The sequence below is a fragment of the Pseudoflavonifractor sp. An44 genome, assembly GCF_002161675.1.
GTDB lineage: Bacteria > Bacillota > Clostridia > Oscillospirales > Oscillospiraceae > Enterenecus > Enterenecus faecium.
Window position 1 is genome coordinate 76,223 of record NZ_NFIH01000012.1, and the last position, 15,843, is coordinate 92,065.

Annotated in this window: 15 protein-coding genes and 1 pseudogene; 10 read left to right on the forward strand and 6 right to left on the reverse strand. The window is 61.2% G+C overall.

The window, feature by feature from the left end:
- The first annotated feature begins 107 nt into the window (after positions 1-107).
- Genes B5F98_RS07260 through B5F98_RS07275 form a run of 4 tightly spaced genes read left to right on the forward strand, consistent with a single transcriptional unit; the run spans position 108 to position 3,655 of the window.
- On the forward strand, positions 108-2,033 hold the full coding sequence (locus B5F98_RS07260) for an NAD(+) synthase (protein ID WP_087370925.1): 1,926 nt from the start codon (positions 108-110) through the stop codon (positions 2,031-2,033).
- Positions 2,015-2,623 (forward strand): chromate transporter, encoded by a 609-nt coding sequence (locus B5F98_RS07265; RefSeq protein WP_087370928.1) that lies wholly within the window; start codon positions 2,015-2,017, stop codon positions 2,621-2,623. Before B5F98_RS07260 ends, B5F98_RS07265 begins: the two co-directional genes overlap by 19 nt.
- The gene (locus tag B5F98_RS07270) at positions 2,620-3,171 is read left to right on the forward strand and encodes a chromate transporter (protein ID WP_087234175.1); all 552 of its coding nucleotides are present in this window, start codon (positions 2,620-2,622) and stop codon (positions 3,169-3,171) included. The genes B5F98_RS07265 and B5F98_RS07270 overlap by 4 nt, the downstream gene beginning before the upstream one ends.
- A 58-nt stretch (positions 3,172-3,229) precedes the next feature.
- On the forward strand, positions 3,230-3,655 hold the full coding sequence (locus tag B5F98_RS07275) for a GIY-YIG nuclease family protein (RefSeq protein ID WP_087370931.1): 426 nt from the start codon (positions 3,230-3,232) through the stop codon (positions 3,653-3,655).
- Between the two features lie 188 nt (positions 3,656-3,843).
- On the opposite strand, the pseudogene B5F98_RS07280 reads toward B5F98_RS07275, so the two are convergent.
- Positions 3,844-4,326: pseudogene (locus B5F98_RS07280) on the reverse strand (FeoB small GTPase domain-containing protein); the annotation flags it as partial.
- Between the two features lie 20 nt (positions 4,327-4,346).
- Positions 4,347-4,559, reverse strand: coding sequence for a FeoA family protein (locus tag B5F98_RS07285; protein WP_087370937.1), 213 nt, complete (start codon positions 4,557-4,559; stop codon positions 4,347-4,349).
- 221 nt (positions 4,560-4,780) lie between these two features.
- Here B5F98_RS07285 and B5F98_RS07290 point away from each other — a divergent pair, with 221 nt between their 5' ends.
- From B5F98_RS07290 to B5F98_RS07300, 3 genes are all read left to right on the forward strand, one after another.
- On the forward strand, positions 4,781-5,209 hold the full coding sequence (locus B5F98_RS07290; RefSeq protein WP_087234177.1) for a CBS domain-containing protein: 429 nt from the start codon (positions 4,781-4,783) through the stop codon (positions 5,207-5,209).
- A gap of 120 nt (positions 5,210-5,329) precedes the next feature.
- Positions 5,330-5,689 (forward strand): sulfite exporter TauE/SafE family protein, encoded by a 360-nt coding sequence (locus B5F98_RS07295; protein WP_087234179.1) that lies wholly within the window; start codon positions 5,330-5,332, stop codon positions 5,687-5,689.
- Positions 5,686-6,054 carry a sulfite exporter TauE/SafE family protein gene (locus B5F98_RS07300; protein WP_087370940.1) on the forward strand — a complete coding sequence of 123 codons (369 nt, stop codon included), beginning with the start codon at positions 5,686-5,688 and terminating at the stop codon, positions 6,052-6,054. Before B5F98_RS07295 ends, B5F98_RS07300 begins: the two co-directional genes overlap by 4 nt.
- Before the next feature lie 79 nt (positions 6,055-6,133).
- Here B5F98_RS07300 and B5F98_RS07305 read toward each other — a convergent pair whose 3' ends face one another.
- A complete protein-coding gene (locus B5F98_RS07305) occupies positions 6,134-10,630 on the reverse strand; it encodes a beta-L-arabinofuranosidase domain-containing protein (protein WP_158099813.1) in 4,497 nt (1,498 codons plus the stop codon).
- 606 nt (positions 10,631-11,236) lie between these two features.
- Between B5F98_RS07305 and B5F98_RS07310 the strand changes: the two genes are divergently transcribed.
- The 3 genes from B5F98_RS07310 to B5F98_RS07320 are packed head-to-tail and all read left to right on the forward strand — an operon-like array spanning position 11,237 to position 12,514.
- Entirely contained in the window at positions 11,237-11,680 is a 444-nt protein-coding gene (locus B5F98_RS07310; protein WP_087370946.1) for an NUDIX domain-containing protein, read from the forward strand.
- Complete coding sequence (locus tag B5F98_RS07315) at positions 11,677-12,027, forward strand: inorganic pyrophosphatase (protein WP_087370949.1); 351 nt, start codon at positions 11,677-11,679, stop codon at positions 12,025-12,027. The genes B5F98_RS07310 and B5F98_RS07315 overlap by 4 nt, the downstream gene beginning before the upstream one ends.
- 4 nt (positions 12,028-12,031) lie before the next feature.
- Entirely contained in the window at positions 12,032-12,514 is a 483-nt protein-coding gene (locus B5F98_RS07320) for a GNAT family N-acetyltransferase (RefSeq protein ID WP_087370952.1), read from the forward strand.
- 122 nt (positions 12,515-12,636) lie between these two features.
- Here the strand turns inward: B5F98_RS07320 and B5F98_RS07325 are convergent, their stop codons facing one another.
- From B5F98_RS07325 to B5F98_RS07335, 3 genes are all read right to left on the reverse strand, one after another.
- Positions 12,637-13,074 carry a DUF3592 domain-containing protein gene (locus B5F98_RS07325; protein ID WP_087370955.1) on the reverse strand — a complete coding sequence of 146 codons (438 nt, stop codon included), beginning with the start codon at positions 13,072-13,074 and terminating at the stop codon, positions 12,637-12,639.
- A gap of 51 nt (positions 13,075-13,125) precedes the next feature.
- Positions 13,126-15,348, reverse strand: coding sequence for a transglutaminase-like domain-containing protein (locus B5F98_RS07330; protein WP_087370958.1), 2,223 nt, complete (start codon positions 15,346-15,348; stop codon positions 13,126-13,128).
- Positions 15,345-15,843, reverse strand: a 499-nt coding sequence (locus B5F98_RS07335) for a DUF58 domain-containing protein (protein ID WP_143482760.1), incomplete at its 5' end; no start/stop codon positions are given. The genes B5F98_RS07335 and B5F98_RS07330, both read right to left, overlap by 4 nt.

A 15,843-nucleotide genomic window follows, 5' to 3' on the forward strand; every position in this document is an offset into this window, starting at 1 on the left:
CTATGCCGGAGAGCGGGGGGATAGAACCGCCGGGGAGCGGTTGCAATTGCTGCCAATTTAGGATATGATATTTCCCGATGTATTGTGAAGAAGGAGGCTGTTTTCCCATGAAAGACGGCTTGATATGCGTGGCGGCGGGCACCCCCTCCATCCGGGTGGCCGACTGCGCCCACAACGGGGCGGAAATTGTCCGCCTGATGGAGGAGGCCCAGGAGCAGGGAGTGAAAATTCTCGTCCTGCCCGAGCTGTGCCTCACCGGTTACACCTGCGGCGACCTCTTTTTGCAGGACACCCTGCTGGACGGAGCTCTGGAGGCTCTGCGCAGCGTGATGCAGGCCACCCAGCACCTGGGGGTGCTCTGTGCCCTGGGTATGCCCCTGCGGGCGGGGGGTAAGCTGTACAACTGCGCCGTGGTCATCCAGTACGGCCAGGTGGTGACGGTGGTGCCCAAGACCCACATCCCCAACTACGGGGAGTTCTACGAACAGCGGTGGTTTGCCTCCGGGGAGGGGCTGTTCTTTGACCACAGCTTTTTGGTGCGCCTGCCCCACCTGGAGGAGGGCTGGCAGGAGCTGTACGGGGCCTCTCCCCTCATGGAGTGCCCCGATGTGCCCGGCCTGCGCATCGGCGTGGAGCTGTGCGAGGATTTGTGGGTGTCCGACCCGCCCTCCCGCACCCTGGCCGAGTACGGGGCCACAGTGATTTTGAATCTGTCCGCCAGCAACGAGATTGTGGGCAAGAGCAGCTACCGCCGCAACCTGGTGGTGGGCCAGTCCGGGCGGCTGTGCTGCGGCTACGTGTACGCCGACGCCGGGGAAGGGGAGTCCACCACCGACCTGGTGTTCTCCGGGCACAACCTAATTGCGGAAAACGGCACCCTGCTGGCCGAGCGCCGCTTCGGCACCGGGCTGACCATCTCCCAGTTGGACATTGGCCGGCTGTGCCACGAGCGGCAGCGGCTGACTACCTTCCAGAGCCGCCACCCCGAGGGCTGGGCGGAGGTGCGCTTCACCTTATCTGAGACCAAACTCACCCGGCCCATCTCTCCCACCCCCTTTGTGCCTCAAGATGAGGCGGGACGGGCCGAGCGGTGCCAGGAGATTTTGACCCTGGCGGCCTTAGGTCTTGCCAAGCGGCTGGAGCACACCCACGCCGCCACCGCCGTGGTGGGGCTGTCCGGTGGACTGGACTCCACCCTGGCCCTTCTCATCACCGCCCGGGCCTTTGACCTGCTGGGCCGGGCTAAGCGGGATATTCTGGCCATCACCATGCCCTGCTTTGGCACCACCGCCCGTACCCGGTCCAATGCGGAGATTTTGGCCGGAGAACTGGGCACCGGATTCCAGGAAGTGAACATCGGGGACGCCGTGCGCCAGCACTTTGCCGACATTGGCCAGTCCATGGAGGACCACTCCGTCACCTTTGAAAACGGACAGGCCCGGGAGCGCACCCAGGTGCTCATGGACATTGCCAACCGCACCGGCGGCCTGGTCATCGGCACCGGGGACCTGTCCGAGCTGGCCCTGGGCTGGGCCACCTACAACGGGGACCACATGTCCATGTACGCCGTCAACGCCTCCATTCCCAAGACCCTGGTGCGCCATCTGGTGGACTACGTGGCCCGGGAGGAGGGGGGCAAGCTGGGCGAGGTGCTCCAGGACATTCTGGATACCCCCGTCTCCCCCGAGCTGCTTCCCCCCAAGGACGGGGAGATTGCCCAGAAGACCGAGGACCTGGTGGGCCCCTACGAGCTCCACGACTTCTTCCTCTACTACGCCATCCGCTGGGGCTTCTCCCCCCGGAAGGTGTTCCGTCTGGCGGTGTACGCCCTGGGCGACCGCTATGACAAGGCTACCCTCCACCGCTGGCTGGGCAACTTCTACCGCCGCTTCTTCGCCCAGCAGTTCAAGCGCTCCTGTCTGCCCGACGGGCCCAAGGTGGGCTCGGTCACCCTCTCCCCCCGGGGAGACTGGCGGATGCCCAGTGACGCGGTGGCCCGCCTGTGGCTGGAGGAATGGGAGGACCTGGCGTGAAACCATACGTGAGCCTCTTCTTTACCTTTGCCAAAATCGGGGTGTGCACCTTCGGCGGCGGCTACGCCATGCTCCCAATCTTGCAGCGGGAGCTGGTGGACAACAAAGGCTGGGCCACCGAGGAGGAGCTGGCGGACTACTACGCCGTAGGCCAGTGTACCCCCGGCGTCATCGCCGTGAACACCGCCACCTTTGTGGGCTATAACCGGATGGGGTGGCTGGGCGGCGTTGTGGCCACCCTGGGGGTGGTGTTCCCCTGCCTGGTGATTATCATGGCCATCGCCGCCTTTTTGAGTAACTTTATGCACCTGGACGTGGTGGTTCACGCCTTCAACGGGGTGCGAGCGGGTGTGGTGGCCCTCATTTTGTCCAGCGTGTTGAAGCTGCTGAACACCTCTCTGGTGGACTGGAAAACCCGGATCATCTATGTGGTGGTGCTCCTTGCGGGCGCTGTGGGGGTGTGGGCCCCCATGCCCGGCGGGGCCCTGGGCCAGGTGCTGGGGACTCTGTGCTCCCCGGTGTTCCTGGTGGTGGTGTCCGGCCTGGTGGGCCTGGCCATCTACGGTAAGAAGGGAGGGGAGAAGGCATGATCTACCTGCGCCTCTTCTTCGAATTTTTCAAGGTGGGCCTGTTCTCCGTGGGCGGCGGCCTGGCCACCATCCCCTTCCTCACCGACCTGGGCCAGCGCACGGGCTGGTTTACCTCGGGACAGCTGGCGGACATGATCGCCATCTCCGAGTCCACCCCCGGTCCCCTGGGGGTGAACATGTCCACCTACGTGGGCTTTAACACCGCCGGACTGCTGGGTGGCATTGTGTCCACCCTGGGCCTGGTGACCCCCTCCATTCTGGTGATTCTCCTCATTGCCCGGATTTTGAAGCAGTTCCGCCAGTCCCGGGTGGTGAACGCCATTTTCTACGGCCTGCGGGCGGCCTCGGTGGCCCTCATCACCGTGGCCCTGCTGGAAGTGGCGGTGATTGCCCTGGCCAAAGAGGGCAGCCCCCTGGGGGTGCACTGGATGGGCGTGGCCCTGGCGGCCCTGGTGTTCGTGCTCATGCGCTACACTCCCGCCAAGAAGCTCCACCCCATTGTGTTCATCGCCTTTTCTGCGGTGGTGGGCGTGATGTTTCAGATGTAAACCAAGCGACACGTTGCAGAATCCTGGCAACGTGTCGCTTTTCTCTGGGGAGGTTTTTATGGAACAGATAAACATATTAAAGCGCTTTCAAGAGGCCATGGAGGTATATCAAACCCTGGCACATAGCCCGATCTATACGTTTGAGCAGCTCAAGCCTTCTACAGTGGAGGAGGGATTGGCCGGAGTTTATGTGATCTCCCACCGGAAAACTGGAGAGGTGCTCTATGTGGGACGGACCAAAAACCTCCGCCGTCGCCTGTACACCAACCATTTGATGGGTCCAACTACCAATGCACGTTTGAAAAAATACCTGGTAGAGGATAAGAACGAGCCCCAGATCGAAAATATAGAAGCTGCCAAGCAATATCTGAGAGAAAACTGCCAGTTTCAATACCTGGTGGAACCGGATTATAGGCGGCGGGGGCAGCTGGAGGGATTGTTCTCGTATCTGCTCCATGTGAGATACATAGATGAAGAACATTGAAGTGAGAGAAAACAGCATACCAGAGTAATATCAAACGGGCGGTTGCAAACCTGTGCAACCGCCCGTTTGGCGTTTTTTCACTTATGACAGTGGCAGGAGCCGCCTCCCTGGCAGTGGGAGCAGCTGCCCCCGTCGGGACAGCCGATGCAATGGACCCCGGACTTTTTCTTTTTCACAATGTACCCGATGGCAGCGGCCTGGATGACCTGGGCCAAACCCTTCTGAGAGGTGGACACCGTCTCCACCACCGGACAGCCCAGGGCACGGGACAGGGCGGAGATGTCAATTTTGGTGCCCTTCTTTTCGTTTAAGTCGTGCTTGTTCAGGGCCACCACCACGGGGATGCCCAGCTCCAGCAGCTGGGTGGTGAAGAAGAGGGAGCGGCTCAAGTTGGTGGCGTCCACAATGTTCACGATGACGTCGGGCCGCTCCTGGCGGACATAGCTGCTGGTGATGCTCTCTTCTGAGGTGAACGGGGACATGGAATAGGCCCCCGGCAGGTCCACCGCCACCAGGTCCACCCCACGGGGGTTGAACTGCGGCTTGACGGGGCTCTCCTTTTTGTCCACCGTCACACCTGCCCAGTTGCCCACTCGTTCCGAGCGTCCGGTGAGGGCGTTGTACATGGTGGTTTTTCCACTGTTGGGATTGCCAGTAAGTGCAATGCGCATGGGTATACCTCCTTGATCTCTCAAATGGAGATGGCTTCCGCCAGATCCCGATTGATGTTGTATCGGCCGTCCTTCACCGAGATCACAAAGCTGTCTCGGAGTTGGGAGACCACCGTAATGGGCTCCCCGGAGTAACAGCCCAGGGTGAAGAGAAAGCCGTCCAACTCCTCATCGTCGGTGTCAATGCCGGTGATGATGTACTCCTGGCCCAGTTGCGCATGGGTCAAATTCATGGACCGTTCCTCCTGATGTTTCTTAGAGTTGCATTTGGCTAACTCATTAAGATAGCACTGGCTAACTCAGTTGTCAGGAGGAAGAGAGGAAAAATTTTTTTCATCCGGGACAGCCCCTTTCCAAAGCAAGAAAGCTATGCTATCATAATCATGGACACCGCTCCAGGCTGTGGAGCGGTCCGGCATCCATACCATCACCCCGTGAGATGAGGAAACATCACATGAACATTGCGAAAATTATGATCCCCAAGGCCTGTACCATGGTACTGCACCAGGACAACACGGTGCGGCAGGGCTTGGAAACCATGTGTCACAACAGCTACACCGCCATTCCTGTGCTGGACGGGCAAGGGGGATATGTGGGCTGTGTCACCGAGGGAGATTTTCTCCGCCACATCCTGGCGGTGAACTCCACCGACAAAAAGAAGCTGGAACAGACCAAAATCCGAGACATTATGCGCAGTGATTTCTGCCCCGCCGTGAGCATCCGGGCCACCTTCCAAGAGGTGATGGACCTGGCTATGGAGCAGAACTTTGTCCCCGTGGTGGACGACCGCAACGCCCTGTGCGGCATCGTCACCCGGCGCAATCTGCTGGGTGCGGTGGGTAAAAATTATGTGGACCAAAAGCTGGAGTTGCAGCGGGTATAGAGACACGGAATTGGAGCATACAACCACAGAGGTGCAGGAGAACAGCCGGACGTTCTTCTGCACCTCTGTCGTTTTGCATGAAATGGGTTTGGCAGGGAACACTAGTCCGGGGGTGATGGCGTGAAGGAGCGGAGCAAATACATCATCATTGGGCTGCTGGCCGGGGTGGCCAACGGTTTTTTCGGGGCCGGAGGCGGTCTGTTTCTGGTGCCCTTGTTTGTGGGCTGGGTGGGGCTGGAGCAGCGGAAAGCCTTTGCCACCTCGGTGGCGGTGGTGCTGCCCCTGTGTGTGGCGGCGCTCATCAGCTACGTCAGAAAGGGCGGGGTAGACGTTGCCGTGGCGCTGCCTTATCTGGCCGGGGGGCTGGTAGGCGGCGTGCTGGCGGGTCGGGTGTTTGACAAAATTCCGGTGCTCTGGCTGCGCCGGGGCTTTGGGGCCCTGCTGGTGTATGGGGGCGTGAAGGCGGTGTTGTTGCTGTGAACCTACTGGGCTTTTTGGTGGGAGCGGCCACCGGGGTACTCAGCGGCTGCGGCGTGGGGGGCGGCACCCTGCTGGTGCTCTACCTCACCGCCGTGGCAGGGTTGGAGCAGTACCAGGCGGGGGGCGTCAACCTGATGTACTTTCTGGCCTGTGCCGCCCCCGCCCTGGTGTCCCACGCCAGAAGAGGGCGGGTGGAGTGGCAGGGGGTGGTGTGGTGCCTGGTACTGGGCATTCCCGCCGCCATCGCCGCCGGGGCGGTGGCGGGGCAGCTGGACGTGGGACTGCTGCGCCGCTTGTTCGGATTGCTCATGCTGTATGTGGGCATCAAAGAGGTGTTTGCCCGGAAGCCAAAAGAGAAGACATAGAAAGGACAAGCCCGGCGGCCATCAGCCGCCGGGCTTGTCCCGGTTTGGTTTGTGTGTGTATGGAGGACAGGGGAAGCGATTACTTACCCTGGCGTTCCTTGCGCTTTGCAGCAGCCATACCGGCCATCAGGGCCGCAGCGCCGCCCAGAGCTGCCACGTACAGCAGCATCTGGCTGTGGTCCCCGGTCTGGGGCACGTTCTCGGGCTTGGCGGTGGCCTCGGGCTTCTGGGAAGCCTGGGGTTGGTCGCTGGTCTCGGGAGCGCCACCGGCGGTGAGGCCGTCCATGGCGGCGCTGAGAGCGGCCACGGCGTTGTCCACGGTGGCCTGGTCGTCCTCGGACAGGGTGGCGTCAGCCAGCACAGCCTGAGCCTCGGCCAGGGCAGAGCGGAAGGTGGCTACGGACTCAGCGGTGTAACCCTCCAGGTTGATGCCCTCAGCCTGGTCGATGAGGTCCTCCAGGATGGACTTGTCTGCCTTGAAGCGCTGGGCCAGAATGGCGTCCAGCAGAGCCTGGGCGGCGGGCTGCACGTCCTCTTCCATGGCGTCGCCGTCCGCGGCCACGTCCTTGGCCTTGGCCAGAGCGTCCACCAGCTGCGGCCAGTCATCGGCCACGTACTTGGTCTCGTCCATGGCCTCAGCCTTGGCGATGAGCAGGTTCAGCTCGTCCTTGTCGCCCTGAACCAGGCCCAGGCCCCAGATGCCCTCCAGCAGGGCGTCCCAGGCGGCGTCCACCTCAGCCTGGGTGGCCTCGGTGTTGTCCAGAACGGTCTTGGCGTTGGTGAGCGCGGTCTCAAAGGCCTTCTTGGCGGTGTCGGTGACACCGTCGGTGGACAGGGTCACGGCGTAGTCATAGGTCTTTTGCAGCAGGGTCTTATTGGCCTCGGGGGTGGGCTCGGGAGTCTCGCCCTCGCCCATGGCGGTCTCCAGGGCCACCTCGGCGTTGTAGAGCTGCTCCTGGGTCACGCCGTCCAGGTTATTAAGCAGGGTCTTGGCGTCACGCAAAGCGGTCTGGAAGGCGTTCCAGTCCTCACCCACGAAGGTGTCCTCGGTGATGCCCTCGGCCAGGGTCACGGCCTCTTCCAGCCACTGGGTGTTCAGGACCGACTTGGTCTCCAGCAGCTTGACATAGGCGTGATAGCGGTAGTTATAGGCGTCGTACATGGGGTAGAAGTCCAGCCCGTCCAGGGTCAGGTGGGGGGTCTCGCCGGTGCCGGCGGGCTCCACGATGGACACCACCTGGTCCAGGTTGCTGTCGTTGGCGGACACGGTGTACCAGTTCATGGGCACGTAGGTGTCACGGGTGTCCTTGGCCACCATGACCATGGGACCATACATCAGGGAGGCAACCACGTCGCCGTACACGGTGTCGGGGGTCTTGTCCAGGTGCACGGTGTAGGGCATGTTCACGGTGACCACGTCGCCGTCGTTCCAGGTGCGCTCAATGGCCACATAGGAGCTGGGAGTGGCGCCGTCGATGACCACGTCCCCGTTGACGGACACGGTGAAGCCGGCGGTGGCCCAGTAGGGCACGCGGAGCTTCATGGTGAAGGTGCCGGAGCCGGACACGGTAAGGGTGGAGGTCTCAGAGGGGAAGAGGGTGTCCTGGGACACGCTCACGCCCTTCTCGGCCCAGTCCACGGTGGTGGGCATGTACAGGTTGACGTACAGGGTGTCGTCGGTCTTGGCGTAGGTGGCGGCCTGATACTGGACGTGGTTTTCCATACCGGTGCCGTTGCAGCAGGTGAATCCGCCGTAGTCGCTGTCAAAGTCACGGCGCTGGCCGGGATCGATGGGCAGCATGTAGGTCACGCCGTTGTGCATGTACTCGGTGGTGTCGTGGCTCTGAGAGGCCAGGATCTGGTTGATGACGGTGCGCTCATAGTAGTCCATGTAAGCGGCGTTGTCGGGGTCGTACTGGTACAGCTCCCGGGTGAGCTTGAGCATGTTGTAGGCGGCGCAGGTCTCGCAGTTCTCGCCCCGGCCCTCGTTGCCCAGAATGTTGGCGCCCTGCTCATAGGGGTCCTGGAAGCGCTCGCCGGTGCCCACACCGCCGATGGAGTAGGCATAGCGGGAAGTGACCAGCTCCCAGAAGTTCTCGGCTACCCGATAGTAGTAGTCGTCGCCGGTGGCGTTGTACATGTGGATGGCGCCCACGATCTGGGGGATGTGCTGGTTGGCGTGGCGGCCCTGGATGGTGTCCTCGCCAGCGGCCAGGCCGTCAAAGAAGTCGGTGTTGTCGAACATCTTGGCGGTCTCCAGATACCGCTGGTCGCCGGTGAGCTCGTACAGACGGGTCATGGACTCGTTCATGCCGCCGTACTCGCCGGCGATGTACATGCTCCACATCTTGGCCCGCTGCTCGGGAGTGCAGGCGCTCAGGCGGTCATACACCCACAGACCCAAGTCCTTGGCCACTTCCAGGCCGGTCTCGTTGCCGGCGTAGATGTAGCTGTCAAGGAAGCCAGCCAGCAGCTTGTGCATGGTGTAGTAGGGAGCCCAGATGGTGGCGTAGGGGGTGTACTGCTCCAGCAGAGCGAACTGGTCGGGAGAGTAGGCGCTGAGGAAGCCCTCGCCCCAGGTGGAGGGGTCCTTGCTCCACAGCTCCTGAGCGGCGCTGGTGGGAGTGCAGGCGGTCTCAAACTCGCTGGGCACGCCCTGGGACAGCTCCTGGAGCTTGCGCATCTCGGTGACCATGTAGTCCAGCTTGTCTTTGTAGGTCTCGTCGCCGGTGGAGGCGTAGGCCTGGGCCAGGGCGGACATGAAGTGGCCGGTGGAGTGGCCGCGCAGCAGGCCGGAGGGCTCCTCCCAGCCGGTGAGGGGCTGAGCGCCCTTGGTGTCCTGACCGAAGGCGGTGCGGAAGTTGTAGAGCATCCGGTCGGCGTCCATGATCTTCAAGTACTCCAGGGTGCGGCCCATGTTCTGCCCGAACATGGTGTCGGTGCCGTCCACAGACACGTCATCCAGGTAGAACAGATAGGCCTGGGCCTCGGGGGCCACATAGTCCTGATCCTCCACGGTAATGGTGGCGGTGACTTCCACGGTGGAGTCCACCACGTGGCCGGTGAGGGTCTGGGTGCCGGCGGTGGCGTACATCTCGCCGGTCTGGCCGGTGGGCCAGGTCACCTTTTCCATTCCGGTGGTGGAGTCCTCATAGGTGACCTTCACCACGGCAGGGAGGGAGGGAACGATGCCCACGGAGGTGGTCACGTCCACGGCCTCGGCCTTGACGATGTCCAGCCGCTCATAGAGGGGCAGGATGGTCACGTCAAAGGTGCGGGTCTCCTGGGCGGAGCCATAGGAGATGGTGGCGGTGAGGGTGACGGTGACGGGCTCGCCCACGGGGCGGGTCACGGTGCCGTCGTTGGCCAGATACTCCTCATTGGAGCTCTCCCAGGTGATGGTGGAGTCCAGAGCGCCGCGGGTGGGGAGAATGATATTCTCCACCACGGCGGAGAGGCTGCCCAGGTTGATGGCGTCGGCGTCGGCGCTCACCCGCTGCTCATCGGTGGGCTGGGCGATGACGGTGACGGTGAACTCCTTGGTGCGGCTCACGTCGCCGGAGGTGATGGTGGCGGTGAGGGTGGCGGTGGCGTCGGCCTCACCGGGCTGGGGACGGGTGACCACGCCGGTGTTGGTGATGACATCGGCATCGGAGGTCTCCCAGGTGATGGCGCTGCCAGCCACGCCGGTGGTGGGCAGGTCCAGGTTGTCGGTGAGGGCGGAGGTGTCGCCCAGCGTCAGGGCGTTGTAGTCCCGCTCCACCCGCTGGTCGTCGGGGATGTTGTACATGGCGGCCACTTCGTCCTCGGTCATGGCGTAGTCATAGATGCGGAAGTCGGCCACCATGCCGTTGAGCAGGTCGTTGCCGAACTGGCCGTAGCCGATGTAGTTCTGGGTGGAGCCCTCCAGAATGGACAGGTCGGCGTTGGTGACCACCGAGTCGCCCACCTGGGCGCCGTCCTCGTACATAGTCATGGTGTTGGTCTCCCCGTCAAAGGTGACGGTGGTGAGCTTCCAAACGCCGGTGTCCAGAGCGGTGCCCTTCTCAGGGCCCATCTCGTTGCCCCAGCCGCTGTTGGTGAGGGCGGCGGTGTAGCCGGTGTGTCCGGTGTTGTAGCCGGAGTCCAGCAGATACATATAGCTGGTGGTGTTGTGGCCGATGTCCCAGATGCGGGCGTAGCCGGAGGACTGGTTGACATACACCCAGCAGCTGATGGTCACGGAGTCCAGGCCGTTGAGCACGCCGGCGGGCATCTCCACATAGTTGTGGCCGGTGCCGGGCTGGCCGCCCTGGAGCACGATGGCGGTCTGGGTCTCGCCGAAGATTTCCACTTCTTTGGTTTCCACGCCGCTGCCGCGGGGCATGACCTCGCCGCTCTTGCCGTTGCCGCTGACGTCGTTGACAATGGTGCCGGTCTTCAGAGACTCAAAGTCGTAGTGGAGGACCAGGCCCTCGTCGGCCCGGGGCTCTGCCTGGGGCAGCTGGGCCGCCAGCACGTAGGTGGGTACCATGCCCACCAGCATGGAGGCGCTGACCAGCCAGGTGCCAATCCGGGTCCAGGTTTTGCGTTTCATTGATACATCGCTCCTTTCATTTGGTGGAAGTGCCGGGGATGTATAGATGGAATAGGCGGGCCCCCTCTCTTGTGCCCAATTTTTAAATTTGTCTGTTTTGGAATAAAAAACATACAAATTATCCGTAGATGGGCAAATTCGTACCATGTGAGTCCATATTAGCCGGGGAATTCTGGGAAGTCAAGGGAGATGGGAGAAAGTTACATGAGAAAAAATGGGTGAAATTTGTACTAGTTTTTTCCTTTCAGTAAAATATCTATCTGTGAAAAATGCTGTAAAGCATGAAAACATAGCGTGTTATGTGGCGGTTTTTCTGAGAAGAGTGGAGAAAATACAGAGGGGATAAATCAAGTCAAGTTGCACAAATGATAATAATAAAACGTGAATTTGATGGTACAAAAAAGCGAAGACACACCGGGGGGATTTCCCGGTTTTAGGATAGAACCGGGGAAGAGGGGAAAAAATGCCCAGCCGCACCGGCGGCTGGGCGTCATTTGGTATGGGTTTAGGGAAAGTTGTTATGAAATTCCCGGGACACAGCATGGCCTTGCCGGAAGGGGAATGCTTTGATACAATAACGAACAACGAACATGGGAGGTGACCGGGATGCAAGTGAATTTTTACGAGCAAGTAGACGACAAACGGCTGCGCTTTGCGGTGATTGTGGCACGGCACAGGGGCAAGTGGGTGTTCTGCAAGCACCGGGAGCGGGACACCTATGAGCTGCCCGGCGGACACCGGGAACCGGGGGAGAGCATTCTGGAGGCCGCCCGAAGAGAATTACAGGAGGAGACGGGAGCGGCGGCGTTTTCCATACACCCGGTGTGTGTATACTCGGTGATTGGGAAAAATCGGGTCAATGAGTCGGGAGAAGAGTGCTTTGGAATGTTGTATGCCGCTGAAATCGAGACCTTCCAGGGTCAGCTGCACAGCGAGATGGAGCGGGTGCTGCTGTTGGACCAGCTGCCCACCCGGTGGACCTATCCGGAGATACAGCCCCGGTTGGTGGAGGAGTACCAGAGAAGAGAAAGAGGCGGAGATACCCTATGAATCAAGAATTTTGGACCATGTTAGAGGAGTTGGTGCGTCAATCGGACGTGGTCATTGATCGCCCGAACGGTTCGGCGCACCCCAAATTTCCCGATACCATCTATCCGGTGGACTATGGATATTTGCAGAACACCACCTCCATGGACGGAGAGGGGATTGACGTATGGGTGGGAACGGCGCCGGAGCACACCGTGGACGCCATTGTGTGCGTGGTGGATGCCTGGAAGCGGGATTCGGAGATGAAAATCCTGATTGGATGTACCCAGCAGGAAAAAGAACTGATTGAGGAGTTCCACAACCGTTCCCAGTATATGAAAGGCATTTTGATTCCCAGAGAAAGGACCTAGAGACATGCATTTGGACACACCACGGCTGACCATCCGCAGTTTTGTGCCGGAGGATGCCGCCGACTTGCAGGAGATTTTAGGCGATGCCAAGACCATGGAGTATTCCGAGCCACCCTACGACCTGGAGAAGACCAAGCAGTTTCTGGCTTCCTTTTGCATTGAAAGAGGCGGCGGCGTGGCGGCGGTGCACGTGGAGACAAACAAAGTGATCGGCTACATCCTGTTTAGCCAAATCCAGCCGGGAGAGTACGAGCTGGGCTGGTTTTTTAACCGGCAGATTTGGCGGCAAGGCTACGCCTTTGAGGCCTGCCACGCTGTGATCGAGTACGCGTTTGATACTCTGGGGGCAAAAAAGGTCTTTTCCGAGACCATTGATGGAGTGAAATCGGTGGCTCTCATGGAGAAGTTGGGGATGGAGCTGGAGGAAGTTCAGCCGGACCCGGAGCACGGCTGGCAGTGGTACGTCTATGCCATACACAGAGAGTAAACCATGTTTCCGTGCTGGTGTAACAAATTCTTGAACAAAAATGGCCTGTTGCGGCGTAATCACGCTGCAACAGGCCATTTTGGCGTTTTAGAAGCTTCCAGGCGGGGGCGTGAGATACAGCATCAGACCAAGCACACCATAGCCAGCACAAACACTCCGCATACCATGGACAGGACTCCCGCAATCAAACAGCCCATGGCAGAGGTGTGGTCTTCTTGGTAGCCCTCCAGATAGCTGCAATCCGGCTGACTGGCATCGTAGCGCACGTTCACCCCATCGCCGATGTGATAGAGACAACGTGTGGTGCCAAATTGCAATTCCACCCGCAGGACCTGGCCGTTTACGGTGTACTCATAGACCGGGAAATAACACATCCGACGCCGTCGGCTTGTTTTGATGGGCATGCGCTGTATGCCCACAATAGTCCCTCGGGTCCGAGCCAGGCAACGGTGCTTCTGGCGGCTTCGGTCCCGGAAAAAGCAGTATCCGATTCTGGCAAACAAAAAGCCGATGCCGCAAAACAGCAAAGCAACGATGATACCGCCTATGATTCGATCCATCTGGTCACCTCCATGTTAATCTGTGGGTTTTATCATTCAAAAGGGGTTTAGTTATCGGGCTCTTCTCCCTGTCCCCACAGGGAAGAGCAGCCACAGCAGCCAGCGCTTCCAAATGGAGGCGGACTGCCTGAGCCGCGTCACTTCGTCCCGGAACTGGCCCAGCACCAGGCTGCGCTCCTGCTGCGTGAGGGTGTGCTGGCTGAATCGGGCCTTGCGGGCCAGGTCCTCGGTCTCAGCCCCAGCCTTGCCGCCCAACCGCTCCAGCAGTCCAAACCAGCGGTAGACCTTGAGCACAGCGGCGTTGGTGTCCTTGTCCTGGCCCATCTTGCGCCAGAGTCGGTACCGGAGCCGACGGGTCAACCACAGCCCCGCCGCCAATACCACAACAGGCACCGCCCACACCAGCCAGTCCAGACTTATCTGGATGCCGCTCTGGTCCGGAGTCTCCGGGGCCACGGTAGGAGTGGGGGTCGGTGTGGCGGGGGCTGGGGTAGCAGTGGGTGCGGCAGAGGGAGCCGTGGAGGCCACAGGGGCCTGGCTCTGGTTCGGGGTGTCTCCCGTGGAGGTAGGGGTCACCTCCACCGGATACCAGCCGTATCCGTACAGGTAGATCTCCACCCAGGCGTGGGCATTGGAGTCCACCACACGGGTGGTGTATTCCCTCGTATTCTGGTCCAGGGAAGAGGAGGGGATGGTGGTGACATATCCGCTGACATACCGGGCGGGAATGCCCTGGGTGCGCAGCAGCAGGGTGGCCGCCGAGGCAAAGTGAACGCAGTAGCCCCGATGGCTCTCCTCCAAAAAGTAGGTGACAAAGTCCTCCTCGGAGGGGGTGCGGGGGGTACGCAGGTCATAGGTGGCGTTGCGCTCCAGCAGCTGGGCGATGATGGAAGCGGTGTTCAGCTCACCAGCATATTCTCCCGTGGCATCCGCCCGGATGGGCTCGCCGCTGTTTTCCAATTCCTCCATGGCCTGAGTGTACCAGGTCAAGAGCTCGCCGGAGATCTCCTCCGGCACCTCCAGATAGGCACTGTAGACCTCTTCCTGCTCGGATAGGGTGGGGATGTTACCCTGGCTGGAGGGAGAGTCGTCCAGGGGGATGTATCCCACGTCATAGCTCTGTTGGGCCTGGGGGAAAACCAAAGGAGAATCCCAGAATACCTGCTTGTCCTCCACTACGGTGGTCTGGTAGGGCAGATAGACCATGGACCTGGGAGAGGTGAGGTAGGTGATGGTAGCCGAGACCGGGCTGGTTCCCAATATTGGATTGTAATTGGATAGATTATCTGTGGAATTGGGTTCCACCCCCGTCCAGGCCTGGGAGGAGTAGTCCCGGTACACCTCTCCCCGCAAATACATGGTGCCGGGCTGGGAGGAGGACACCTCCAGCATGGCCCGCCCGGTGTAGCTGCGGGGGCCGGCGGTGTAGAAGTCCATTCGGGGGGCATTTTGTCCCGCATCGGGGCTGGATGGCCCGCCGCCCAGGGTTTCCTCCGAGGGGAACCAGTCCAGGCCCTTGAGCTGCTCCTGGAGGTACACGGCCCAAGTGGGCTGGGTGTACTGCTGGAAGGGGAAGAGGAGGAGGATTAGCCAAATCAACGCCAGGGACACAGGCAAGGTTACCAGGGTGATGCGGGCGCCTCCGCTGGGGTCCCGTCGGGCGGCCAGGCTGGACAGCAGCAGGGCGGCCCAACCGGCGCAGATGACCAACATGGCAGACCAGTCCAATTCCACCTCGGCCAGAAAGGCGGGCAGAAGCCAGGGCAGGGTGAGGGCGAAGGTGAGCCAGAAGGCCCGCAGGCGGTGGATGGCCCAGCCCAGAGGCAGCGCCAGCAGGGCAAAGACAGCGCCCAAAAAGATTTGGGTGGCGGCCTGGTGCTGGGAATCGGGCAGGGTGTAGGGCAGGGTATAGGACACGGAGAAATAGGTGTTCTCTGTCCAGAAATCGGTGAGGGCCTCCCAACAGGACTGGGCCCCGTAGACAAACAGGGCTTGGTTGTAGAGCAGCATCGCTCCGGTCAGCCCTAAGGTCAGGAGCACCAGGCCCTCCCGGTGTCGGGGCAGGGCCCAGATCACGGTGGACACCGCCACCCCCAGCAGGCCCATCACCAGCACGGGGGTGAAGTCTGTGGGAAATTGGTAGACCACAAGGGAAAACCGGAGGATGGAGAAGAGCAGCAACACCTGCACCAACACCCCCGCCGTCAGGGACAGGGGCGTGGGGGGAGCGGGCTGCCGCACAGAGGGAACTTTGCCCAGGGGTTCGCGACTCATGGGGCATCCTCCTCTCCAAGGGTGACGTGCACCCGGGGCGCTTGTCCCAGGCGGGACAGGTCCAGGGGAACGGTGGGGGGCTGGGTGGGAGCGGGACAGGAGAGCAGATCGGCCATGGCGGCCAGGAGCTGGGCCTGAGAGGCCACCGCTTCCTGCCGCTGGACCTGGTCCCGGTCCATCCACACAATGGTGTGGGGAATCTCCCGCCCCAGCAGGGCCTGAGAGACCGTCCACAGACGGCCCAGCACCTGGTCCAGGCGGTCCCCGTCTCCAAACAGGTCCACGATGACCGCAGCCTGAGGCAGGCCGGTTTTCACCGGCTCCCGCACCACCAGGCTGTCGTGCTTGGAGGAGAGCTTCCAGTGGATGGACCGCAGGGGGTCCCCGGGTCGGTACTCCCGCAGGTCATAGTCCTCGATGGAGGGGGTGCCCCGCCATTTTAGACTATCCCCGGCGGGCATCTGAGGCAGGGGGGGCAGGTCCTCGGTGGGGGCA